General features: G+C 40.5%; 18 protein-coding genes. 5 read left to right on the forward strand and 13 right to left on the reverse strand.

Annotated elements, in window-relative coordinates; all coding sequences use genetic code 11:
• Positions 1-313: 313 nt before the first annotated feature.
• Entirely contained in the window at positions 314-889 is a 576-nt protein-coding gene (pagP, locus tag B5D46_RS08695; protein WP_078929119.1) for a lipid IV(A) palmitoyltransferase PagP, read from the reverse strand.
• Between the two features lie 209 nt (positions 890-1,098).
• Here pagP and B5D46_RS08700 point away from each other — a divergent pair, with 209 nt between their 5' ends.
• Both B5D46_RS08700 and B5D46_RS08705 read left to right on the forward strand, forming a co-directional pair.
• Positions 1,099-2,673 (forward strand): Na+/H+ antiporter NhaC family protein, encoded by a 1,575-nt coding sequence (locus B5D46_RS08700; RefSeq protein ID WP_078929120.1) that lies wholly within the window; start codon positions 1,099-1,101, stop codon positions 2,671-2,673.
• A gap of 260 nt (positions 2,674-2,933) precedes the next feature.
• On the forward strand, positions 2,934-3,494 hold the full coding sequence (locus B5D46_RS08705) for an NAD(P)H-dependent oxidoreductase (RefSeq protein ID WP_078929121.1): 561 nt from the start codon (positions 2,934-2,936) through the stop codon (positions 3,492-3,494).
• 18 nt (positions 3,495-3,512) lie between these two features.
• On the opposite strand, the gene B5D46_RS08710 is transcribed toward B5D46_RS08705, so the two are convergent.
• From B5D46_RS08710 to B5D46_RS08730, 5 genes are all read right to left on the reverse strand, one after another.
• Positions 3,513-4,451 (reverse strand): LysR family transcriptional regulator, encoded by a 939-nt coding sequence (locus B5D46_RS08710; protein ID WP_078929122.1) that lies wholly within the window; start codon positions 4,449-4,451, stop codon positions 3,513-3,515.
• Between the two features lie 117 nt (positions 4,452-4,568).
• The gene (locus B5D46_RS08715) at positions 4,569-5,066 is read right to left on the reverse strand and encodes a PTS glucose transporter subunit IIA (protein ID WP_078929123.1); all 498 of its coding nucleotides are present in this window, start codon (positions 5,064-5,066) and stop codon (positions 4,569-4,571) included.
• Between the two features lie 126 nt (positions 5,067-5,192).
• Entirely contained in the window at positions 5,193-6,107 is a 915-nt protein-coding gene (locus B5D46_RS08720; protein WP_078929124.1) for an AEC family transporter, read from the reverse strand.
• A 144-nt stretch (positions 6,108-6,251) separates the two neighbouring features.
• Positions 6,252-6,899 carry a Rossmann-fold NAD(P)-binding domain-containing protein gene (locus B5D46_RS08725; protein ID WP_078929125.1) on the reverse strand — a complete coding sequence of 216 codons (648 nt, stop codon included), beginning with the start codon at positions 6,897-6,899 and terminating at the stop codon, positions 6,252-6,254.
• Complete coding sequence (locus tag B5D46_RS08730; RefSeq protein WP_078929126.1) at positions 6,900-7,925, reverse strand: HNH endonuclease; 1,026 nt, start codon at positions 7,923-7,925, stop codon at positions 6,900-6,902.
• Between the two features lie 717 nt (positions 7,926-8,642).
• Between B5D46_RS08730 and B5D46_RS08735 the strand changes: the two genes are divergently transcribed.
• Positions 8,643-10,304 (forward strand): sodium/sugar symporter, encoded by a 1,662-nt coding sequence (locus tag B5D46_RS08735; protein WP_078929127.1) that lies wholly within the window; start codon positions 8,643-8,645, stop codon positions 10,302-10,304.
• A 320-nt stretch (positions 10,305-10,624) separates the two neighbouring features.
• Here the strand turns inward: B5D46_RS08735 and B5D46_RS08740 are convergent, their stop codons facing one another.
• From B5D46_RS08740 to B5D46_RS08755, 4 genes are all read right to left on the reverse strand, one after another.
• Complete coding sequence (locus B5D46_RS08740) at positions 10,625-11,776, reverse strand: ribonuclease D (RefSeq protein ID WP_078929128.1); 1,152 nt, start codon at positions 11,774-11,776, stop codon at positions 10,625-10,627.
• Positions 11,777-11,866: 90 nt separating this feature from the next.
• Positions 11,867-13,561: an AMP-binding protein gene (locus B5D46_RS08745; protein ID WP_078929129.1), complete on the reverse strand. Its 1,695-nt coding sequence runs from the start codon at positions 13,559-13,561 to the stop codon at positions 11,867-11,869.
• An 18-nt stretch (positions 13,562-13,579) separates the two neighbouring features.
• A complete protein-coding gene (gene serC, locus B5D46_RS08750) occupies positions 13,580-14,671 on the reverse strand; it encodes a 3-phosphoserine/phosphohydroxythreonine transaminase (protein ID WP_078929130.1) in 1,092 nt (363 codons plus the stop codon).
• A 128-nt stretch (positions 14,672-14,799) separates the two neighbouring features.
• The gene (locus tag B5D46_RS08755) at positions 14,800-17,766 is read right to left on the reverse strand and encodes a DNA topoisomerase (ATP-hydrolyzing) (RefSeq protein WP_078929131.1); all 2,967 of its coding nucleotides are present in this window, start codon (positions 17,764-17,766) and stop codon (positions 14,800-14,802) included.
• Between the two features lie 163 nt (positions 17,767-17,929).
• Here B5D46_RS08755 and B5D46_RS08760 point away from each other — a divergent pair, with 163 nt between their 5' ends.
• Together B5D46_RS08760 and B5D46_RS08765 are read left to right on the forward strand one after the other, a co-directional pair.
• Positions 17,930-18,844, forward strand: coding sequence for a recombination-associated protein RdgC (locus tag B5D46_RS08760; RefSeq protein ID WP_078929132.1), 915 nt, complete (start codon positions 17,930-17,932; stop codon positions 18,842-18,844).
• The gene (locus tag B5D46_RS08765) at positions 18,831-20,138 is read left to right on the forward strand and encodes a U32 family peptidase C-terminal domain-containing protein (protein WP_078929133.1); all 1,308 of its coding nucleotides are present in this window, start codon (positions 18,831-18,833) and stop codon (positions 20,136-20,138) included. The genes B5D46_RS08760 and B5D46_RS08765 overlap by 14 nt, the downstream gene beginning before the upstream one ends.
• Before the next feature lie 96 nt (positions 20,139-20,234).
• Here the strand turns inward: B5D46_RS08765 and B5D46_RS08770 are convergent, their stop codons facing one another.
• The 3 genes from B5D46_RS08770 to B5D46_RS08780 are packed head-to-tail and all read right to left on the reverse strand — an operon-like array spanning position 20,235 to position 23,255.
• Complete coding sequence (locus tag B5D46_RS08770) at positions 20,235-21,476, reverse strand: GGDEF domain-containing protein (RefSeq protein ID WP_078929134.1); 1,242 nt, start codon at positions 21,474-21,476, stop codon at positions 20,235-20,237.
• Positions 21,473-22,621: a GGDEF domain-containing protein gene (locus B5D46_RS08775; protein ID WP_078929135.1), complete on the reverse strand. Its 1,149-nt coding sequence runs from the start codon at positions 22,619-22,621 to the stop codon at positions 21,473-21,475. The genes B5D46_RS08770 and B5D46_RS08775 overlap by 4 nt, the downstream gene beginning before the upstream one ends.
• A 10-nt stretch (positions 22,622-22,631) precedes the next feature.
• Positions 22,632-23,255: a hypothetical protein gene (locus tag B5D46_RS08780; RefSeq protein ID WP_143675644.1), complete on the reverse strand. Its 624-nt coding sequence runs from the start codon at positions 23,253-23,255 to the stop codon at positions 22,632-22,634.
• Positions 23,256-23,563: the final 308 nt, after the last annotated feature.

Below are 23,563 nucleotides of genomic sequence, written 5' to 3' on the forward strand. Positions count from 1 at the left end.
TTTATCAACAATTGTACTTACGAGTCTGACGGGATCTGAAGGGGAGATAAAATCACCAATACAAGGAGGAAGTAAGGCTAAATCATCTTGAATATAGGGTTTGAAAAGATCTTCTTTATCCATAACGATATTACCAATAATATAACTCTTTATATTATTAAGTATAGTATATTAACTTTGTATATCAAGGAAATAGATAAAGTTTCAATATAAAAATATTATCAATAATGTTAATAAAACCACAAAATTTAGGTAAAAATAGAGGGCGACCTTTTTAGTCACCCTCTTTCTCTTATCTATTCACTAACAAAACCTACAGACTGAACTGATATCTTGCAAAGATAAACAGCACATTTCCATTATTATGTACACCTGGCACATAGGCTGCCTGAAGGTTAAGACCTCTGTAGCCAACACCAAATAAAGGCAGTGCCAGAGGCACAGGAATATACTTGTACTCATGTCGCTGAGTTAAGCCCATGGTATAGCCTATACCCGCACGCCACTGATCCTCATCACCAAAGGTCCAGTTCCACTGATAGCCATAGCCAAAGAAGGTTTCAAGATGATAATTTGAATCCTCAAAGCCCATAGCATAAAGACCAGACCAGTCACCATCTTCAAGAGTATGGGAAATACCCAGACCAAATCCGAAAGAATCCTCATTATAACGGCTTGTGTGCTCATGATCGTAGGTATAGCGGTTGTGCCATGCATGCAGAGGAGCATAAACATCGTAGTCGTGTTCATCAACAATAGACTTTATATCATTGCATACAAAGTTATATGCAGACTCTATATACTCGCCAAAAACTGTAGCCTCGGCAGGTACAGATGATAAAAGAGAAGTTAATGCTGTAGCAGAAATAATTTTTTTAATATTAGTCATAATAAAAGCAGTTATAAAACTGATAGCTTAAAAAACACCTGTATAGGTAATTCGTGGCGCAATTTTATCAGATCTCAACTTAGAACAGAATTATGAACAGAATTTCACTCTCACCAAAATAGGCCACAAACTGACAATAATGCGCAAAAAACGACACATAATTCAAAATGATGTATAATTGCGGTGCAAAATTTCCTACAGGAGTAAAAATGGATCCAGTTTATGTGGGGGCACTTTCACTGCTGCCTCCTGTTATTGCAGTAGCATTAGCTCTGATTACAAAAGAAGTATTCTCTTCTCTGCTATTGGGTATTCTTTCAGGAACTCTTATCTATACCCTGAAAACTGACGGCAATGTTGTCATTGATACCCTTCAGACTACTGTTAAGGTAATGGGAAACAAATTTGATTTGAACATTGTTCTGTTCTGCTCTCTGCTTGGTGCTCTGGTATATGTTATCTACCTTGCAGGTGCTTCTAAGGCATACGGCAACTGGGCAACCACAAAAATCAAGGGCAGACGTTCCGCATTACTGTCTACATCAGCACTTGGTGCATTTATTTTTATTGATGACTATTTCAACTGTCTGACTGTTGGTACTGTAATGAGACCAATTACAGACAAATACAGAATCTCAAGAGCCAAGCTTGCCTATATTATTGATGCAACCGCAGCTCCTATCTGTATTATTGCCCCAATTTCATCCTGGGCAGCGGCTGTAGGATCAAACCTTAAGGCTACCAAGGCATTTGAATCTGATATCGGTGCTTTCGTAGCAGCAATTCCATGGAATTTCTATGCTCTGATGTCAATTCTGATGGTTGTACTTGTATGTATCTTCAATGTTGATTTCGGACCTATGCTTAAAGCAGAGCAGTCAGCATTAAAGAATCCTCCAAAGCCAACCTCAAACCAGGATACATCCTCTGATATGGAGATCAAAGGCGACGGTACCATGTGGGATATGATTGTTCCAATGCTGGCCCTGATTATATTTGCAATCCTGTTCATGCTTTATGTAGGCGGATACTGGGGAGATGATGAGGCTTATCATACTTTAGGCGGAGCCTTTGGTAATACCGATTCATCACTGGCCTTGGTACTGGCTTCAACCTGTGCTCTGTTCGTATCCTTCCTGATGCTGGTTCCAAGAAAGGTTCTGTCATTAAAGGAATTCATGGATGGCGTACTGCGCGGTGTTCAGGCAATGATTCCTGCTAACATGATTCTGACCTTTGCATGGACAATCTCAGGTGTAACCCGCGATTTACTACAGGCTCCTGAATTCATTTCTTCAATTGTTCAGAATGATATCGGCTTTGTTGGCGCAATTCTTCCTGCTGTTATCTTTGTGATTGCAGGCTTCCTGTCATTCTCTACCGGTACAGCATGGGGAACCTTCGGTATTCTGATTCCTATCGTTGTAATGGTTTCACAGGCTATTGATCCTGCATCATCAGAGCTTATCATCATTTCTCTGTCAGCAACCTTAGCTGGTGCAGTATTCGGTGATCACTGCTCTCCAATCTCAGATACTACAGTTCTGTCCTCAGCAGGTTCAGGCTGTGTTCATATTGAGCACGTCTACACTCAGCTTCCATATGCTCTGCTTGTAGCAAGCTGTGCTCTGATTGGATATATTGTTGCAGGCTTTACACATTCATTATTCGCAAGCTTGTCAACCGCAATTGGTTTAATGGTTGTATGTGTACTGATTCTTCATGCAAGACAGCTTAAGAACAACACAAAAATCAAGTTTGATAATGAGACTGTAGCAGAATAATCTTTTCTTAGTGAGGTTTCCAAATAATGAAACCTCACTATATCTTCTTCTTTTTCCTTAATTCTTTTTTCAATTTTCTTTTCTTCAAATCATCAGATTTTCTTTACTGATATTCCAGCTTAACGCCATCACATAGCTCCACCATATTCAATTAAGTTTACTTACAGAAGTGAGGCAAAACAAAAAATCAACAGCTATTGCATTAAGCAAACTCTGACCTATATTTAGAAGTGCGACCTTCCAATTTTAGGATCTAAAATATGAATAAAGTCATACTCATCAGCGGTCATCCAGACCTAAAAAATTCACTGTCAAACAGAACTATTCTCGAGGAATTAAAAAAGCTGCAGCCAGAAATAGAAATCAGAAGATTAGATGAACTTTATCCTAATTATAAAATTGATATTGAGGCTGAGCAGAAAGCTTTAATCGATGCAGAGCTGATTATCTGGCAGTTTCCTATGTTCTGGTACGGACTTCCTGCTCTTCTAAAAAAGTGGCTTGAGGATGTATTCGCCCACGGCTTTGCCTACGGCTCACAGGGAACGGCTCTTAAGGGAAAAAAGCTTCTGATATCTCTTACCACAGGAGCATCTCTGTCTAACTATGCACATGGTTCAACCTTCTCTCATACCATTGAGGAGTTTCTCATCCCATATGAGGAAGCGGCAAACCTCTGTAAAATGGAATATCTAAGACCAATCTACTCAGGAGGTATGATGTATATACCTGGAGTAAGCAGTGAGGATTCAAAAGGACTTATTATTGAAAAGGCAAAAGAGCATGCACTAAGACTGCATGAAGTGATCAAATCACTGTAGGATTCGATCACTTAAGCATTATTCAACGTCAGTATTTTTAGTAGCGTTCCTGAAATAGTTATGGATTTCCTCGATATAGAGCTGCCCCATCTTACTTAAGATCTGGTTCTTTTTAACTATATAGCCGATATCCATAACATCATCTTCACTCTCATCAGGCTTGTAAGGAACAGCAATATAATCATCACCATTTAAAGCCTCACAGATAATACCAGAACACAGAGTAAAACCGTTTAAGCCTCTCATGAGGTTAAGCATAGATGCTCTGTCGTTAACCTTAACGGTACGGATATAGCTTTTGGTTGAAAAGATTTCCTCAGCAAAGTAGAAAGAGCTGTTATCTCCCTGCTCAAAAGACAGACAAGGATAGTCTGACAAATCTTTGAACTCGATGTATTCCCTTGAGGCTAAAGGATGGTCCTTGTACAGATACACAAAGGTTCTGCAGTCGATGATATGATGAAATTCAAGATCTGCTGAATTTAAAAGCTTGGTAATAATATTCTTATTAAAGCTTGAAAGATAAAGAATACCGATTTCACTCTTCTGAGTGCTTACATCATCAATAACTTCTCTGGTTTTAGTCTCTCTGATTGCAAAGTCATACTCGGCAGTATTGAACTTCTTGACCATCTCAACAAAGGACTTGGTGGCAAAGGAATAATGCTGGGTTGATACACCAAACTTCTTCTTTAAGGTTCCGTTCTTACCGAACTTATCAAGTAAAGACTCATACTGATGATATACCTGACGGGCATAGGCGATAAATTCAACGCCCTCGTTGGTAAGAGTTACACCACGACCTGAACGATAGAAAATCGTAATTGAAAATTCATCTTCAAGATCATGAATTGCATTTGAAAGAGAAGGCTGAGAAACATACAGAATCTGGGCTGCCTTATTAAATGAGCCGGTCTCAGCGATAGTCAAAACATAATGTAACTGAGTTAAAGTCATAAGTTTTCCTTTCTCTGCAAAAGTCTTTTACTCATTATTACATTAAGAACACAACTACTCTATATTTTTGGAAAAATTATGCTTAAATTGCACAAAGACAAAGCAAAAAGAGAAGCTCTAGGTGTTTAGTTTAAATAACACCGTATCAAAAAATACCTTTTTATCCGAGGTAAAGGAATAGCTGCGCAAAGTTTTTACCTGACGCACAGTAAGGATACATAAAAAACAGTTATCAATCTGATTCAGCGTATCGATATTAAAAGAGAGTAAAGGAGTTCCTGTAGTTACCTTATCCCCTTTTCTGATTTTAAGATCAAAAAGCTCGGCAGGATATTTCTTAGGATTAAGACCGGCATTAAGTAAAAGCTCAACCTTACCTACCTCAATAATAAGAGCATTATTTTTCTCAGATACCGCTTTTATCACACCGTCACAAGGTGCACGAAGTGTATCCGAGGTAGGAATAACAGCAACTGATGGTCCAATGATATTGTTTGAGATAATTGAGTTTTTTATAAGATCATTTGGCAGAATATTTCCTTCAAAAGGAGATTTAATCCTTTTGGCATTAGGGTAGTCCAGATAAGAAAACAGTTTGCCTATATTTTTAAACATAAAAACTCAGTATATACATCTATGACAGATTGTATTGTAGCCTTTTTATTGATAAAAAAAATAAGATAGGATCAAAGAGAGAGACAGAACTTCAAATCAGGCTCTGATTTCTCAGAGCCATAAAGATTAAAGAATCAATGCCAGAACAGGAATTGATAAAACTGAGAATAAGGTTGTCAGGAAGGTTCCTTCAGACATGGTTGAACCATCGATGTTGTTCTTAAGACAGAGCATGGTTCCGATTGATGCCACAGGCATACCAAAGAGAATAACCAGCACATCGGCATACTTGTCATCAAGAGGACTCAGCTTATATAGAGCGCACATCAGAACAGGAATAACGATAAGCTTGATTAGAGTCAGAAGATACATTCTGATATTAACCAGCATCTTTAAAACAGGAATACCTGCCAGAGTGGAACCGATAATCAGCAGAGATCCAGGTACAGTCATGCTTCCAACCAGAGAACAGGCTGATGAGATTTCACGAGGAACAGATGCCTGGAAATACACAATCACAATGGTTATATAGGTAGCGCACAGACATGGAGAGAACAGTGATCTCCACTTAAAGTTAAACTTGCCCTTGCCTGAGGTAATAATAGGTACACCAAACATAAAAATCAGAATATTAAAAGGAATGGTGACTACAGCTGCGTAGAAGATTGCAGTTGTACCGAACAGAGCGGCAAGTACAGGGAAACCGATAAAGTTGATGTTTCCAAAAATCAGCATGAATCTGTAGGAGCCAATTGCCTCAGGATCGTTACAGATCAGCTTTGATGTAATAAAGGAGATTAAATACAGCAGCGCATATGACAGGATACCTGCTGTAAGTACAGGAGGAATATCCTCTGGCTTTGGCAGTACATCTCCCATTACGGAGGATAGAATCAGAAAAGGCGCAGTAATATTTAAAATCAGAGATGAGAGCTTACGGTTAAAATCAACATCCATGTATTTAAGCTTGTTACAGCAGAAGCCAATAATTACAAGCAAAAACAGAGCAGACATCTGAGCTAAAGTGTCTATAAAACTCATAATTTCAAAATAATATAATTGATTGGAAGAAATCTCAGAAAAAGTGAGATGTAGTTAACAGAAAACAATATTATTCCTTGAATAGAAAATTGCAAGAAATATTTTTGTCTGCAAACAAGTTGGGCAGAAAAAGAAAACTATTTCCTATTTCAGACGGGTTCCACGTACAGATACACAGCTGTGCTTTTTAGGATTGAGCTTTAAAAGCTCGATACAGGCAGTTATGTAGTCGTTTAAGGATATAAAACTATCCCCGTTTAAGCCGACAGGAAGAATATTGTCAGAAAACTCGTATTCACCGGAGCCATAGGAGTACTCATCTAAAAGCAGAGGCGGACAGAGAACAGACCAGTCAACGTTGAGACAGGATGAGAGTCTCTTATAGGCATTGACACACAGACGGTCGGTCTTGTTCTGCTTATCATCCAGGATTACGGAGTCAGATTCCACCACCAGCTTCTGACGTGATTTGTCGGTATATAAAAAGGCTGCAGAGCCAAGCTCCAGCAGTCTTACAGGTGAGTCCTTCAGAATTTCAAGAAGATGCCATACAGGCAGTACATCAGATGAGAAGCGGGTAATCTCAAGAAAGGACAGAGCATCTACGATATAGTGACAGTCCTTTACATCCTCAAAGGTAATATCGTCGTAGTCTTTAACAATAAGCTTACCGTTTCCTACCACATCGGAAAACGAATTAACAATACTTGTTACCTTTATGCCCTGACTTTCAGCTTTTAAAACAATTTTATTTCCACAACTGGTATTCGCACCAATTACCGCAATGCGCATTTAAACTAAATCCCTTTTTGGATGCATCGGCACTGAATCTATCAGACTGAACTCACCGTACTTGAGCCAGTTTTCAAAACGGATTGTATTGTGCCACTGCAGATATTCCTTATTAGGCCAGAACTTTCTGTCCTCTGGAAGCTTAAGCTCAACACCGTCAAACTCTGAATAAGGTGCATTTTCCAGAATCATCTTGTTGGACAGCTTAACAACAATCTTGTTTCTGCCTTTGTAACAGAAGGTCATAAGGCCCTTCGAAAACAGACTGTGAATGTCTGCTCTGAGTATAATTCCATTGTCGTAATCAACATATCTCTCATCGTACATGGTCTTGATATGAGCAACTTCCAGAGCCGGTACCATAGAGCATCCGGTTACGGCACATCTTCTGTTGTAGATGGACAGAAGTGTAGTCTTATACTGAGAGGTTCTATCATAACTCTTATTGATAACAGCCTTGTAGTAGATTCCTGGCCATGTATGATCTGAAGCAGAAAAATCTGCAATGCTCAGACGTCTGTCATTGGATACCTTATATAGATATTTGCCAAGAGGGGTATCTAAATCAAGAATAAAATGCCTCTTGTTGGTAAGATTAAACATGAACTCTTCAGGGATCTGTACCATCTGACTTCTTACAAAGATAAATGAGGCAGTTGCAATATAACAGGAGAGCTTCTCCGTGGTACTGCCGTGACATTCCTTAAGTCTATTAATAAAGGAGTCATATGAGAGGTAGCCTGCTCGAACACCGTAACGGTACCAGCAGTCATCAGCGCTAAGTTCTATATGTGTAAAGAAGTAGCCGCCACCTACAATATACTGACGGTCATCCTTTTCAACCACGAAAAGCATCATTGAACCTGGAGCAGGAGTAACATTGTCATCACTGTCATGGTTAAACTCTTCCATTTTGGTGTACCAGCAGTTTGAATAGCTGGAACCATTGGAAATAAAGTTAGCCTTTATAACCTGATACCAGTTATAAGGGACCTTGCATACCAGGATTGATTTGTCATTTTGCATAGCTTACAGGTACTGGAAAAAAGATACCCAAGTATCTCCAGCAACCCCTCCGTAGTTTAAAAGCAGAGTAGAACTCTAAAAGCGCCGACTGAAAATCAGAGAGCAAAATACACAGCACATACACAGCCTGGATGGTGTGATGCTGTACTTATTATTTATTGTGTATGAAGAGATTCTTTAAAACTATCATACATTTACAGTTTAGTTAGATTGCAATAGGATTTCCATATCCTCTCTGTGAATTGTCTAATAAAATTGATCAAAAATGGCACTATTAGGCAAAAAAGTCTAATTTATTCAACATGGTCAAAAGAAAAATTGTTGGCGCTATCACATTTTTAGTTTTTTTTGACTTTTAAAATATCTTTATAATTCAATACGTTAAAAAATGTAACCGATTACATTATCTGTCATTTGTAAACGTTTACGGTGATGTTTGTCACATAAATATCAATTTTATAGCATACGTCAAATTTTGAAACAACATTTTGATTTAAAAGGTTTTTATAAAGCATTTATTTGTATAATAAGTTTCATTTTCAATTCAAGAAAATGTCATGAAAACAAATGAAAATGAAACAATTTTTCACAGTATACCCCCCTAGTAGCACAGAAAAATATTTTTGGTAAAATGCCCATTGATCTGTTTAGGATACATAAGCTCTTTGCTTAAATACTCTCTAAACTATTTATTTTTAAACACAAGGTTAGTTAAATATGGAAAATGTTGTTGCTGGACTAAGCACTGTTGATTATGTAATCTTCGGTGTATATGCTCTAGTTGTTATTGCAATCGGTCTGTTTGCATCAAAGAAGAACACTCAGAGTGCTGAGGGTTACTTCCTGGCAGGCAAGTCAATCCCATGGTGGGCAGTTGGTGCTTCTCTTATCGCTGCTAACATCTCTGCAGAGCAGTTCATTGGTATGTCAGGTTCTGGCTTTGCTATCGGTTTCGGTATCGCAGCTTATGAGTTCATGGCTGCTGTTACCCTAATCCTGGTTGGTAAGTACTTCCTACCAATCTTCATCGAGAAGGGAATCTATACCATTCCTGAGTTCGTTGAGAAGCGTTTCAACAAGACTCTAAAGACCATCTTAGCTGTATTCTGGCTATGCTTATATATCTTCGTTAACCTATCATCAGTTCTATACTTAGGTGGTACTGCTCTACAGGTTATCCTAGGTATCCCAATGATGTATGCAATTCTAGGTTTAGCTGCTTTCGCTCTAATCTACTCTGTATACGGTGGTCTATCAGCTGTTGTTTGGACTGACGTTATCCAGGTTGCAGTTCTAGTTATCGGTGGTTTCGCTACTTCATACCTATCATTAAAGTGGATCGGTGGCGACAACGGTGCTATGGCTGGTTTATCAACCTTAATCAACGAGGTTCCAGAGCACTTCACCATGATTCTAGACCAGAGCAATCCTCAGTTCTCAAATCTACCTGGTATCGCAGTTCTAATCGGCGGTATGTGGGTTGCTAACCTGTACTACTGGGGCTTCAACCAGTACATCATTCAGAGAACATTTGCTGCTAAGTCAGTTGATGAGGCTCAGAAGGGTCTAGTATTCGCTGCATTCTTAAAGTGCATCACCCCAATCATCGTTGTAATTCCTGGTATCGCAGCTTACTACATTACTGTACACAACCCAGCAATGTTAGAGAGCATGAAGGAAATGTATGGCGAGATGGTTGCTAACAACATTCCTACAATGGATCACACCGACTCAGCATACCCATGGGTTGCTCAGTTACTACCTGTAGGTGTTAAGGGATTAGTATTCGCAGCTCTATCAGCAGCTATCGTATCTTCACTAGCATCAATGCTGAACTCTACTGCAACTATCTTCACAATGGATATTTTCAAAGAGTACATCAACAAGAATGCTTCTGATTTAACTCTAGTTACTGTTGGCCGTATCACCGCTGTATGTGCTTTAGTTGTAGCTATCTTCTTAGCTCCTATGTTAAGCACCTTAGGTCAGGCATTCCAGTACATCCAGGAGTACACTGGTGTTGTTTCACCTGGTATCTTAGCAGTATTCGTTTGCGGTCTGTTCTACAAGAAGACCACTTCAAATGCAGCTATCATCGGTGTTCTAGCATCTATCGTAATTGCTTTACTATTAAAGTTCTTACCAATCAACATGCCATTCATCGACCAGATGATGTACACCTTAGTTCTAACTATCGCTGTAATCGTATTCGTATCTCTATCATCTAACCCAGTTGATGATGACGAGAAGGCAATCAAGACCACTGCAGAAACCTTCAAGACTTCAGGTGGCTTCGCAATTGCTTCATACGCAGTTCTTCTGATTGTAGCTGTTATCTACGCTGCATTCTGGAACCCACAGTTAGGCTTCGGTTTCTAATCTTATAACAAGATAAGAAACATAATGCTTGAGAAAACCGGCTTCGGCCGGTTTTCTTGTATCTGAGATCTGTCTGTTGTCAAATCCCCTCTCACATAAATCAACCTGTATACAGTCTGGATGAATACAGAATAACATCCCATATTTCCCCACCTTTATAAATCCAGAAAAGAGTTATGCTCTGCTGTTACAACAGAAAAGAATATAGAAATAAAGTAATAAAAAAAGAGATTAAAAGAGGTTAAAAGAGTATTTTCCTCAGAGGGAAACACTCTTTAAAAGGATTATTTTGATTAAAGATTGAATGGAAAGGTTAATGACTACTCAGCAAATAGAGCTTCATTGTCAATCTGACCGATACACTCTTTGTACCAGCCTTTTAAAAGTTCAGGTGTTTCTTTGTAATGAAGCTTATAGAAATAGTCATTACAGTTCTGCTTGTTACAGATTATCTGCTCACAGATCCCCTGCTCTTTTGCCACAGTCCTTAGGATATGACGCAGTCTCTTGTATGGCTTTTCATAATCACGGTTGCAGGCAAAATAATCAAAAGGAAGAGCCAGCTTCTCATCAGGTTGTACCTTGCGTGCTTTGGCATGCCACTCAACAATCATCTTTCCATGAGCTCTTATGGCGCCAAATTTCATGTTAGCCTTAATTAGTGATTTCTCATTAACACTGTTCATACGGGAGAGCGGACATAGCGCTTTTCCTGTAATCACACGGTTTAGAGCCTCATCATGTTCGATGGCATAATTATAGCGATAGGTACATAGCTCTTTTAAAACATTTAAAGCTTTAGGATTTAGAGCACCTGCTCCGCTGACTGACTTATAGGTCTCATCAGCCTTTGGCATATAGGATGACTCGTTCTTAAAATCCTCCATAGCCATCTCAAACCAGCGGTAGCGTTTATCCTCATTTTCACAGTGCTTCATAATCTTATGATACAAAGCCTCAAGATATAGAACATCGTTGGCTGCATACTCAATCTGAGCCTTGGTTAGAGGACGTCTCTCCCAGTCAGACAGAGTCTGATCTTTTGGAAGTTCAATCTTAAGATAATCACTAATTGCACTCTGAAGCCCCTGTGAGAATGAGAGATTCAGAAATGAAAGCAGAAGCTGAATATCCACTATTCTCTGAGGAAGGAGTCTATTAAGACCACATAATCTTGCCTTATATGAAAGTATTTCAAGATCCTCACGGGCTGAATAGAACAGAACAGTGCTCTTTAAAGAGGTAAAGGTCTTAAAGAAAACATCCGTATTTATAGATGCCATGGTATCAATCAGATAGGTATCATTCTTAATACAGATCTGAATCAGATTAAGGCCAGGGAAAAATGACTTTACACGGGTAAACTCAGTGTCTACACTTACAAAATCATTTTCAGTACACTGAGTTAAAGTCTCACAGAACTCTTTAAGCTTAGAGTCTGAGTCAATAAGATGAATATTATTTGAGCACATGTTAATTCCGTTTTTTTTGTGCTAAATAATACAGTCTAAGCATCACTTTTTCAATAATGTCATGACCATACTCTCAGAGAGGAACAGCAACTACTTAAGACGGTTCTGCTTTAGATAACGTCTCATGACCTTACCCACTGCTGACTTTGGAAGAGTCTCCACAAACTCAATATGCTTAGGCACCTTATAGCCGGTAAGATACTGTCTGCAGTAAGCCAAAACCTCATCCTTAGTTAAGGTCCAGTCACGTCTTACCACATAAAGCTTAATTGATTCACCAGTAGTATTTGACGGCATACCCACAACAGCACACTCAAGAATCTTTGGATTGTGTGACATGACATTCTCAATCTCGGATGGGAAGACATTAAAGCCTGAGACAATAATCATATCCTTGATTCTGTCGATGATTCTGATGTGATAATTCTCGGACCACTCTGCAATATCACCGGTACGAAGCCACTCACCGTCAAAGACATTACGGGTTTCGACCTCGTTGTCATAGTAGCCCTTCATAACCTGAGGGCCTTTGAACTCCAGCTCGCCTGGCTTATTAGGATCCCAGATCTCCTCCCCTGTTGAGGTATCAACGATACGGGCTAAGGTTGATGGAGTTGGTACACCGATAGTACCTGTAAACTCAGTCTGAGTATAAGGAACCACACAGCACAGAGGAGAACACTCGGTAAGACCGTAGCCCTCATGAATAGGAATTCCGGATGCCTTTAAAAACTGATCTGCAACACCGTGCTGAACAGCTGTACCGCCGCCGATTACAATACGCAGTTTTGGCAGACTTACCTTTTTAAATACCTCATAATGAACAAAGGCATTAAAGAGAGTATTAACACCTGTAATAATGGATATATCAGGATGCTTCTTTAGAGTTGCAATAAGAGATGGGAAGCGTCTAGGATCCAGAATCAGAATATTGGTACAGCCAACATACATTGCAAACATCAGATTAATTGTCATTGCAAAGATATGATACAGAGGCAGTGCCGTCAGAATAGTCTCATTACCCTTGTTAAGCCTTGGTCCATACATGGCATCGGCCTGAACCACGTTGGAGATGATGTTACCGTGTGAGAGCATAGCGCCCTTAGGCTTACCTGTGGTACCACCTGTGTACTGCAGGAAGGCGATATCATCAAACTTCATCTCAACCTTTTCAAATGACTCTAAATAAGCAGCACCTTCTTTAATACAGTCATTAAAGAATAGCAGAGATGAGCTGTCATAGGATGGAACCAGACGCTTAATGTATCTTACGGCAAAGTTTATTGCCATTCCCTTAAAATAAGGGAAACAGTCACCTAAAGAGCAGGAGATGTAATAGGAGAGATAGGTCTGGTCTAAAACCTTTAGAAGACTCTGGTTGCAGTTTTCAAAGGCAACTACAACCTTGATTTTTGCATCACGAAGAATGCCCAGCATCTCATGAGAGGTATACAGAGGGTTGATGTTTACAATCTGCATACCGCATTTAATTCCGGCAAATACCACGATTGGGTACTGAATCAGATTAGGAAGAATAACCCCAAGCTTATCTCCCTTCTTTACGTGCAGCTTCTGCTGAAAGTAGGCTGCAAGACAGTCTACTTTATATTTGAACTTTTCAAAGGTTAAAGATGCACCGAAACTTACGAATGCGGTCCTTTTAGCATTCTGGGCACATACACCATCTATAAAATCCGACAGGTTTTCATAAACATTTGTAGCATCGATAGAATACGGCACATCGCTCGGATAATTTCGAAGCCATGGAGTCTTGGGGTCTGCCATAGCCAGTCTCCTTAGATCTTATTTATACCTCTGCTCAAAGTCCTTCAGGAAATCCACCAAAGCCTTAACACCTTCAATAGGCATTGCATTGTAGATACTTGCTCTCATTCCACCTAAAACCTTATGGCCTTTAAGTCCAACGAGTCCTAAAGCTTTTGACTGAGCAATAAATTCATTATTTAAAGTTTCATCTTTTAATGTGAACACGCAGTTAACACGTGATCTTACATTTTTAGAAATCTTTGAAACGTAAAAATCTGAACCATCTATATAATTATAAAGCATTTTTGCCTTTTCAATGTTTCTTCGCTCTAATTCTTCAACACCGCCAAGGCTTTTTATCCATTTAAAATTCAAATATGCCATGTACCACGCAAAAGTACATGGAGTATTGAACATGGAACCGTACTTATCCAGAACTGCCCAGTCAAGAACAGATGGACAGTATTTACGTGCATGACCTACAAGATCCTCACGAACAATGGTAATGGTCATACCAGATGGACCGACATTCTTCTGCAGACCGAAGATAATGGCACCGAATTTTGAAACATCAATAGGTCTTGTCATGATGTTTGATGACATATCGGCAATTAAAGGAACATTTCCTGTATCAGGAAGATTCTCCAGAGTCTCAATACCATTTACAGTCTCGTTGATGCAGATATATGCATAGGTAGAGCCTGGGGTTACTGTCATCTTAGAGAAATCAACATCGTACTGGCCGTCTGAGTTTAAATAGGTGCACTCGTGAATGATGGCCTTACCGTATTTCTCGGCACATTCCTTGGCAGCACAGTTTGACCAGTGACCGGTTACAAAGTAATCAGCCTGACCGTTCTCTGGCAGCAGATTTAGTGGAATAGCGGCAAACTGACCGCGACCGCCCCCCTGCTCAAACAGAACTCTGTAGTTTGTTGGAATATGTAAAAGTTCGCGCAGCAGTGATTCTGCCTTTGAGGCAATCTCGGAGAATTCAGCAGATCGGTGAGAAATCTCTACAACACCCATTCCGGTATTCTGAAAATCTCTGAAATCACGCTGAGCTTCCTCCATAACTTCATCAGGAAGCATGCATGGACCTGCATAAAAATTCCAAACCTTGCTCATCTTACACTCCATATATTCTTATTTATGAATGCGGTACAAAAGGAAATGATTTAGTAAAGACAGAGCATGGAACAGAAATTGTCCCATGCTCATATAGAATTATCTAGTCTGAAAGGAGGACTGTCAAACTATTCTTGTGAATTGGCCTGATTTGCATCATTATTGACAGCTACTTCAGCTGCGCCGGCGTTGAAAAGCTCTTCCTCACGTTTTAGCTCTTCCTTCTCACGGGCACGTGCCTCAGCAATCTGTCTTGCATTCTCAACAACATCCTCAGGAATTGCCTGCATTGCAACAACACTGTCGCCGTCATACATTCTCATCAGGATGTTACCTGCGCCATAACGGCCAATCAGAGGAGTCTCAGCCATAGGAGTTCTGATCAGCTGGCCCTGATTTGAAATCAGCATGAAATCAGACTTCTCATCAGCAAGTACGGCACCGATAACCTGACCGTTACGATCAAGGTTCTTCATGATAACCATACCCATACCGCCACGATTGCGCAGAGACAGTGAAGAAAGCTCCATTCTCTTGCCGAAGCCGTTGGATGAGGCAATCAGACACTGCTGAGAGGCAACTCTATTTGGTGGTACAACCATCAGAGATACAACCTCGCCATCCTCACGCAGCTTGATACCGCGGATACAGCCTGAGCCACGGCCTGATGGACGAACACCGCTGCCTGCGTGTCTGTCGATTGATGATTCATCTGAATCATCATCGCTCTGTGAATTATCCTGTGTATCAGCATCTTCAGCACTCTCATCATCGGTGCCGGTACCTGCCTTCTTGTAGAATTCACAGAAGTGCTGGGCATAACCGTTTGAGGTGAACAGGAAGATATCATCATCACCTGATGAAACCTCTACACCAATCAGCTCGTCATCATCGTTCAGATTTACAGCCTTCATACCGTTCAGGCTCAGACGGCTTACAAAGCTCTTATAGGCACTCAGAGAGGTCTTCTTGACAAGACCTTTCTTGGTTGCCATAAAGAAGTAGTCATCATCATTGAACTCTGAGATTGGCACCATGGCGGTAATGCACTCGCCGTTGGCTGCATCAAGGTTATTGAAGATGTTCTGAACCAGTGAGCCCTGAGAGGTTCTGTTCTCATGTGAATAGGTTGGAAGATCGTAAACCACGCGAACGAATACTCTACCCTTGTTGGTAAAGCACATGAGCTTGTCATGAGTTGAGGCTACGATTACCTTGGTTACATAATCCTCGCCCTTAACCTTGGTTGCAAGCTTGCCCTTGCCTCCACGTGACTGACTCTCGTAGGTAGCAACTTCCTGATACTTGATAAAGCCCTGGGCTGACAGAGTTACGATAACATCTCGTCTCTGAATCAGATCAGCCTTGTTGAACTTACTCATATCATAGGTAAAATCGGTCTTTCTCTCGTTGCCGAAGGTTTCACGAACCTTGATAAGCTCATCACGAATCTCTTTCTTCAGACGCTCAGGATTATTCAGAATATCCAGATAATCATGAATGTCAGCTAAAAGCTTCTTGTAAAGATCGCGGATTTCATCCTGAGCCAGATGAGTCAGTTTTGATAGCTGTAATCTTAAAATTGATTCAGCCTGCTCAACTGACAGATAGTATTTGCCGTTTACATAGCCCTTATCAGCAGGGATTCCTAAAGGCAGAGCAATATTCACACCCTCAGGAGTTCTCTCGATAAGAGTATTGATCATCTCGCCATCCCAAGGCTCAGCAATAAGTTTTGCCTTAGCCTCTTCAGAGTTGGCAGATGAAGTGATTAAATCGATAACTCTCTGAATATTTGCCTTGGCAACAAGTAAGCCTTCCTGGGTATGAGCATCCTTCTTAGCATTCTTCAGCCAGTAAGAGGTACGTCTTGTAACCACATTACGGCGGAATTCCATGAACTCATCCAGAATATTCAGAAGTGATAACAGCTTTGGCTTACCCTTTGACAGAGCAACCATATTAATAGGGAAGCTGGACTGCAGTGAAGTCTTCTGATAAAGGTTGTTTAAAACAGCCTCAGGGAAGGCACCGCCCTTAAGAACAATCTCAATCTTAACTGCATTGTCCTTATCTGACAGATCGTTAACTTCCTTAACGCCCTCAATCTTCTTGTCCTTCTTGCCGTCCTTGCGAACATCCTTGTCATCCTTTAAAAGCTCGCGGATCTGACGGACAATGTCTGCCTTGTGAACAACATAAGGAATCTCATCAACGATAATAGCCTTGGCAACACCCTTCTTATCATATTCAACATGACTCTTTGAACGGATGATGCATCTGCCCTTACCTGTTGCATAGGCCTCGCGGATACCGTCGGTTCCTACAATGGTACCGCCGGTTGGGAAATCAGGTCCCTTGATACAGCCTTCCTTTGACATCAGCTCATCTAAAGTAATGTTAGGATTTTCAAGATAAGCGATGCAGCTGTTGATAACCTCAGTCAGATTATGGGTTGGAATGTTGGTTGCCATACCCACAGCAATACCAGAGGCACCGTTTACAAGTAAATTTGGGAATTTTGCAGGGAGAACTGTTGCAATAGTTTCAGAACCGTCATAGTTAGGTTCGAAATCAACAATATTCTCATCAAGATCATCTAATAAGGTCTCGGTAGCAATACGGGTCAGCTTAACCTCGGTATAACGCATTGCAGCTGCGCCGTCACCATCGATATCACCGAAATTACCCTGACCGAAAACCAGACACTCTCTCATTGAGAACCACTGAGCCATACGTACGATGGTCTCATAAACAGCGGTATCTCCGTGTGGATGGAATCTACCGATAACGTCACCTACGATACGGGCAGACTTCTTGGTTGGTGATTTGTGGGTAACACCCAGGTCCTTCATATCAAAAAGAGCACGGCGGTGAACTGGCTTTAAACCGTCTCTAACATCAGGAAGAGCACGATCCTTGATAACAGACATTGCGTAGTTGATGAATGACTGTCCTAGCTCTTTGTTTAGATCTGATGGAGGTACATTTAGATTTAGTTTTCTTACCTGTGAAGAATCAACCTCTGCAGCAGTATTTTCAGCTGAAGATTCAACAGAATTCTGTGATGATGGATTTTCAGTATTATCTGACATCAAATTTACCTTAATTTACAATTCGTGTATCTTCGAAATAATACTCTTTTTTACCCTAAAAATCAATGATACAGAGCTCTCAGACAATGTTTAAAACTTGAAATATCCGCCAAATTTGAGGATAATTGTCGCCGATTTTATTTTTATTGGAAGACAGAGAATTATGTGGTTTAAAAATGTACGTTTCTATACTGTAGACCTATCACAGTTTAAAGATATATTTCATGATGATGCAGCTATGGAGGAAACTCTTGAGAAAGTAGCCTTCAAGCCTTGCGCTGCACAGGAAACAGCAACCATTGGCTTCTCTCCATTGTTCGGCAAGGATACACCTTATCATTTCTCCTGCGGAGAGAATCACTACTTCAAACTTACTGAAGAGAACAAGCTTCTGCCTGCATCAGTTGTAAAAGAGCAGCTGGCTGAAGTTGTTGATGAAAAAGAAATCGAATTAAAGCGTCAGCTTCGTAAGAACGAAAAGGACGCCCTGAAGACCGCTGTAACCGGCAAGCTTTTATCTCAGGCTTTCTCAACCAGACGTGAAATTTTAATCTGGATTAACTACGATAAGAATGTTGTAGGCGTAAGTGCAACCTCAGCAAAAAAAGCAGAGCGTGCCCTTGCAATGCTGCGTGAGGCTTTCTCAAGCTTCCCTGCTCAGCTTCTATCTCCAAAGGTACTGGTTGATTCAACCATGACCGGCTGGCTTAAGGAGAACAAGCTGCCTTCACGCTTTACCTTCGGCTCAGATGTAACCCTAAAGAGTCCTGATGAGGACGGCGGTGTTATCCGTGCCTCAAAGGAGGATTTAATCTCAGAGGAAATCTCTGTTCATCTGGATGCCGGCAAGATTGCAACAGAAATCGGTCTGACCTTTGATGACTCACTTGAGTTCTCATTAACCTCAGAGATTGCAGTAAAGAGATTAAAGCCAACTGATATCTATCTTGAGCATCATCTAAGCGAGAAATCAGAGGATGAAATTGCAGATATGCAGTCTATACTTGTACTGCAGGGCGAACTTTTAACCGAACTGTCATTATACCTACTGGAGATATTTGACTGTGAGCATAATTAAGAAACCAGAATTACTTGCACCAGCAGGAAGTCTGAAACATCTTGAAATGGCACTGGCCTTCGGTGCAGATGCCGTTTATGCAGGTGTTCCAAAATGGTCACTGCGCGTAAGAGGCAACGGCTTCATCCGTGAAGATTTTATCAAGGGTATTGAGCTTGCTCACTCTCAGGGTAAAAAGGTTCACGCCGTACTGAACATTATTCCTCACGTAAGACGTGTTGCCGCCTTCGAGCGAATCGTTGATGAAATGGCACAGCTAAAGCCTGATGCCTTTATTATGGCAGACCCAGGTCTTATCGATATCGTAAGAAACCGCTATCCAGATATTCCAATTCATCTGTCCGTACAGGCAAATACCGTAAATGCCGGCTCTGTAAAGTTCTGGCAGAAGGTTGGTCTGACCCGCTGTATTCTGGCTCGAGAGCTTTCTCTGACTGAAATTGAGATGATCAAGCAGGAATGCCCTGACATGGAGATTGAGGTATTCGCTCACGGAGCTTTATGTATTGCTGTATCAGGACGCTGTCTGATTTCAGGTATGCTCTCACACCGTGATGCCAACATCGGTGCCTGCAACAATGCCTGCAGATATGGCTTTAAGGTACGTAATGTTCACAGCGCAACTGCAGATGACGTTACCACCTTCGAGGCTGATGATGGAACAATTCTTTCTGCTGAGCTTGAAGAGAGCATGCATCATCCGGGCGAGTGGATGAGAATGGAAGAGGATCTCAACGGTTCATACCTGATGAACTCAAAAGATCTGTGTACTCTTCCTGTTCTGAAGAAACTGATTGAAATCGGTGTTGATTCACTTAAGATTGAGGGCCGTTCACGCTCACCATTCTACTCTGCAGCAATTTCACGTGCCTACAGACTTGCCATCGATGCAATCTGTGAGGGCAAGGAGATTCCAGAGGAGAGTTTTACCATCGTAAATTCAATCCCTTCAAGAGGTTATACCACTGCCCTTTTAGAACCACATCGTCCAGATAAGACTCAGGATTATGAGACCAATTCTCCAAATCCTGGCAACTGGCAGATCTGTGGTGACATTAAAACCCAGGATGCAGATGGTACTCTGCATATTGATGTAAAGAACCGCTTTGAGAAGAATTCAAAGATTGCCCTTTTCACTCCACAGGGAATGATTCCGCTGGATGGAGCTTCTCTTGCTAACGAGAGAGACGGCAAGGCTCTTGATGTTGCTCCTGGTACCGGCTGGTCTGTTACCTTAAAGCACAAGGATAAGGTTGATATTTCAAAGGCTGTGATGCTGAGAATCGACAACTAATCACTTAAATAAGATTCTGAATAGACACAATCCTGCCAAGGTTCACTTAGGCAGGATTTTTTTTCGAAAACCGCCTCAGATCTTACCCTCTCTGTACTAAAAAATGGATTTACCGATTTCCTTTGTTTTTTCTGATCTTAAAATTGACGAGTAATCCTTTTTAGAAAAACGCTTGGTTTCATACATCAGTCTGTCGGCTGCATCAATAAATTCCTGAGTACTCTTAAAGCGCCTGTCGAATTTTGTAAAACCAGTCGATACTGACAAATCATATGGTGCAAGAGACAGATCTCTCAGCTGCCCCAGGCTGTACTCGATAAAACGGCAGATTGAAGCGGCCTTCTCCTCATTGGCGTTCTTTTTAATCATAATAAACTCATCACCACCGTATCTGCAGACAAAACAGTTAAAGGATGAGGAGATGTACTTCAGTATTCTCGCAATCTGAATTAAAACCACATCACCGTTGTTATGGCCGAATTTATCGTTGATAAGCTTAAATCTGTCAATATCAATAAAAATAAGGAAGGTCTGACGTCTTTCCTTCTCCGGCACCTGCATCAGATTATCAAGATAGCGGCGAAGCTCATTTAGATTATTGATAGAGGTAAGCTCATCTACCGATAGCCTTAAATGCTGGTGGATAGTCATAAGATAGGTAAAAGTCAGGGCAAAGGCTGCCACCACTATAGGATAGTCAAACAGAAAGCCGATTGTTGAGAGAAGAAAAGGCAGAGTAATAGCCACATAAAAAAGAAAATACTCCGACTTATAGTAGGTAATCTCAGTCAGACGCTCCTTCTGAGCAGACACAATGGATAAGGCATTATAGATACCCAAAATAGAATAGAGACCTATTATAGCCACGAGAACATAGAAATAAGGACCTTTTATCAGCATGCCATTGTAGGTCAGGATAAGAACCCTGCCGTCAAACATCGATGAAATCATAAGATAGACAGCTGCATAAAATGGAATAGCCCCCACAAAAATCTTATATTTATGGAATACCGAGTAATTCGGACTATTTATGTAGATTAAAAGGCTGACGACATAGATAAGAATAAAGTAGAACAGGTACTTGCAGAAAGAAAAGACAATGGTAGCACCGTTTAGCTTGTCACAGATAATATTGTTACTGTAGAAGGTTGAACAGCGGGAATCGTAATAGAATCTGATGCCGATATCACAGCCTACAATCAGAATGCAGATAATTAACACACTGATATATGCATATCGGTACTGATCACGGCTTTTTATCAGATAGAAAGTGATAATCAGATAGACAGTCAGACATACAAAATCAATCTGCAGAGAAATCCAGTCAGTATAGTTCATTCTGAACCTGCCTTATCTGCTTCAGCATGCTTAAGCTTATTCTCTCTCTTCTGCTCATACATGATATTGTCTGCAATTCTGATAATATCATTCATGGTCTTGCCTGCCTGATTTAGAGAAGTGGTGCCGAATGACAGATTCAGACTGATATCAGGAAGATTCTTCTCTGACTTTTTCTTTAAGGTCCTCTTTATATCCTCAATCATGACATCTACATCCGATGAGTCTGTATGGGAGGAGATAATGGCAAACTCATCACCGCCAAGTCTTGCGATGAAATAATGAAACTTGGAGTGTAGGTCCAGCATGGATTCTGCAACGGTACGCAGTGAGAGATCACCTACAATATGTCCGTATTCATCGTTAATCTTTTTAAAATCATCTATGTCCACATAGGTCAGATACATGTTTACCTTTACGTAGTTGTTCATGACATTGGACAGGTACATTCTGAAGCGGTTTCGATTGTTAAGACCAGTCAGAGCATCCACAAAGATTCTGTTTTCCTGAGCCTCCACATATAAAAACAGTACCGATAAGGTCGCGGCCACAATATAGAAGTTGCTCATAAAATAGCCGAAGATAAACTGAATTCCGCCTAAAAGCAGAACAAAGAAACCGGCAACAGAAATCTTTACTCTCATATCAAAGCTGTGCTCTTTTACAGCGCTGAAAACACATACGGCAAAGGCTGCTGTGGTATAGAGCCCCACAAAAATATCAAGCACAAAGAAATAATCACCTGCAATCGGCTCTCCAAAAAGATTGAGCTTGAATAGATAATTCTTAAAGGGAGAGACTACTGCCATCATTGTGGTAATAAAAATCGGCAGAAGCATGAGATTCTTTACAGTGCTGTCCTTTAGGAACTCCTGTCCTAAAAATCTCCAGATGATAATTCTAAGACATACGTATGGAAGGTAGATCCACAGAATCAGCTCCATACCTACTACAATGGAGTGCATAAAGAAATATGAGCTGAATGGAAAAAATACGGATATGATTTCAAAGATATCCATAATGACCAGAGCCAGACCCGCCAGCAGAAAATCACGGTTTACTGAACGGTGTTCTCTGATATAGGCACGTAAGATAATCAGGCTTATAAATATAAGAATAACATACAGTTCAATTCTTAAAAACATCGCACTACCATTACTTGAAGGAATCTGACAGAGCTTCTGCCTGAGTTCTGTAGGTTACATCCTTTTCAGGATCCTTCTTTTTCTTTTTATTCTCTTTATCTTTAAGCTCACTTAGCTTTTTAGCCTTAAGCTTGTACTCTTCAATAGTCTTGGAATCTTCCTTCTCGACTTTTTTCTTCTTGGAAACCTTATGATGAGAGATATCGGAGAAGCTTGAAGCAAGTGAGAGTTCTGACTCCTTCTTATGTGAGCCAAGTCCTCCCTGCTCCATAACCTGACGGCCTCTCTCGCGTGAGGCATCAAGGTTGTACAGGTAATGCCCCTCCTTTAGGAGAGGATCAACAGTATCAACATGATTGCGGTTTAACGCAGCATTCTCAGCATTATCCTCAGCTAAGGACTTTAGAAGTGACTTTCTTGGAGAAAGCTCACTGTTCTCCTTTTCAAGATGATCATGATGAGCTTTGGCAAGATTTATAATCTCATCAAAAAGCTCTCCCTGATTCTCAGAGGCAGTAACCGCATCATCGTCGTCATCTGTATCGGATTCATTTTCATCCTGAGAAAACAATACCTTAGCGTTGTCCTTTTCGACCTTCTCCACAGGGAGCTTAGCCTGAACAGCACTATTCATTCCCAAAAGAAACACACTGAAAAAAAACAGGTGTTTTATAAAAAAGAGTATTTTTCTCATAGCAAAATCCGAAAGATACCTATATCTAAATTATGTGGGATTATTCTTAAACTTTAAGTGAGCATTGTTGCAAAAGCGCAAGCGCATAACCTTTCTTGTATATTCTTTTTTACATATTTTGCGAAATTCCTTAATACACACTGATCGCAAAGAATGCAAGAAGAACAAAATTCCAATCAGAATGCACCAGTTAGGTTCAAAAATTTAAAAACTCCTAAGAAAATCATTTTCATTAGAGCTCAATGAAG

The organism is Succinivibrio dextrinosolvens DSM 3072 (assembly GCF_900167015.1).
Classification (GTDB): domain Bacteria; phylum Pseudomonadota; class Gammaproteobacteria; order Enterobacterales; family Succinivibrionaceae; genus Succinivibrio; species Succinivibrio dextrinosolvens.

Bases quoted from the DNA above. Each gene is read 5' to 3' on its own strand.
- pagP (WP_078929119.1), bottom strand. From the start codon at position 889: ATGACTAATATTAAAAAAATTATTTCTGCTACAGCATTAACTTCTCTT.
- B5D46_RS08700 (WP_078929120.1), top strand. From the start codon at position 1,099: ATGGATCCAGTTTATGTGGGGGCACTTTCACTGCTGCCTCCTGTTATT.
- B5D46_RS08705 (WP_078929121.1), top strand. From the start codon at position 2,934: ATGAATAAAGTCATACTCATCAGCGGTCATCCAGACCTAAAAAATTCA.
- B5D46_RS08710 (WP_078929122.1), bottom strand. From the start codon at position 4,451: ATGACTTTAACTCAGTTACATTATGTTTTGACTATCGCTGAGACCGGC.
- B5D46_RS08715 (WP_078929123.1), bottom strand. From the start codon at position 5,066: ATGTTTAAAAATATAGGCAAACTGTTTTCTTATCTGGACTACCCTAAT.
- B5D46_RS08720 (WP_078929124.1), bottom strand. From the start codon at position 6,107: ATGAGTTTTATAGACACTTTAGCTCAGATGTCTGCTCTGTTTTTGCTT.
- B5D46_RS08725 (WP_078929125.1), bottom strand. From the start codon at position 6,899: ATGCGCATTGCGGTAATTGGTGCGAATACCAGTTGTGGAAATAAAATT.
- B5D46_RS08730 (WP_078929126.1), bottom strand. From the start codon at position 7,925: ATGCAAAATGACAAATCAATCCTGGTATGCAAGGTCCCTTATAACTGG.
- B5D46_RS08735 (WP_078929127.1), top strand. From the start codon at position 8,643: ATGGAAAATGTTGTTGCTGGACTAAGCACTGTTGATTATGTAATCTTC.
- B5D46_RS08740 (WP_078929128.1), bottom strand. From the start codon at position 11,776: ATGTGCTCAAATAATATTCATCTTATTGACTCAGACTCTAAGCTTAAA.
- B5D46_RS08745 (WP_078929129.1), bottom strand. From the start codon at position 13,561: ATGGCAGACCCCAAGACTCCATGGCTTCGAAATTATCCGAGCGATGTG.
- serC (WP_078929130.1), bottom strand. From the start codon at position 14,671: ATGAGCAAGGTTTGGAATTTTTATGCAGGTCCATGCATGCTTCCTGAT.
- B5D46_RS08755 (WP_078929131.1), bottom strand. From the start codon at position 17,766: ATGTCAGATAATACTGAAAATCCATCATCACAGAATTCTGTTGAATCT.
- B5D46_RS08760 (WP_078929132.1), top strand. From the start codon at position 17,930: ATGTGGTTTAAAAATGTACGTTTCTATACTGTAGACCTATCACAGTTT.
- B5D46_RS08770 (WP_078929134.1), bottom strand. From the start codon at position 21,476: ATGAACTATACTGACTGGATTTCTCTGCAGATTGATTTTGTATGTCTG.
- B5D46_RS08775 (WP_078929135.1), bottom strand. From the start codon at position 22,621: ATGTTTTTAAGAATTGAACTGTATGTTATTCTTATATTTATAAGCCTG.
- B5D46_RS08780 (WP_143675644.1), bottom strand. From the start codon at position 23,255: ATGAATAGTGCTGTTCAGGCTAAGCTCCCTGTGGAGAAGGTCGAAAAG.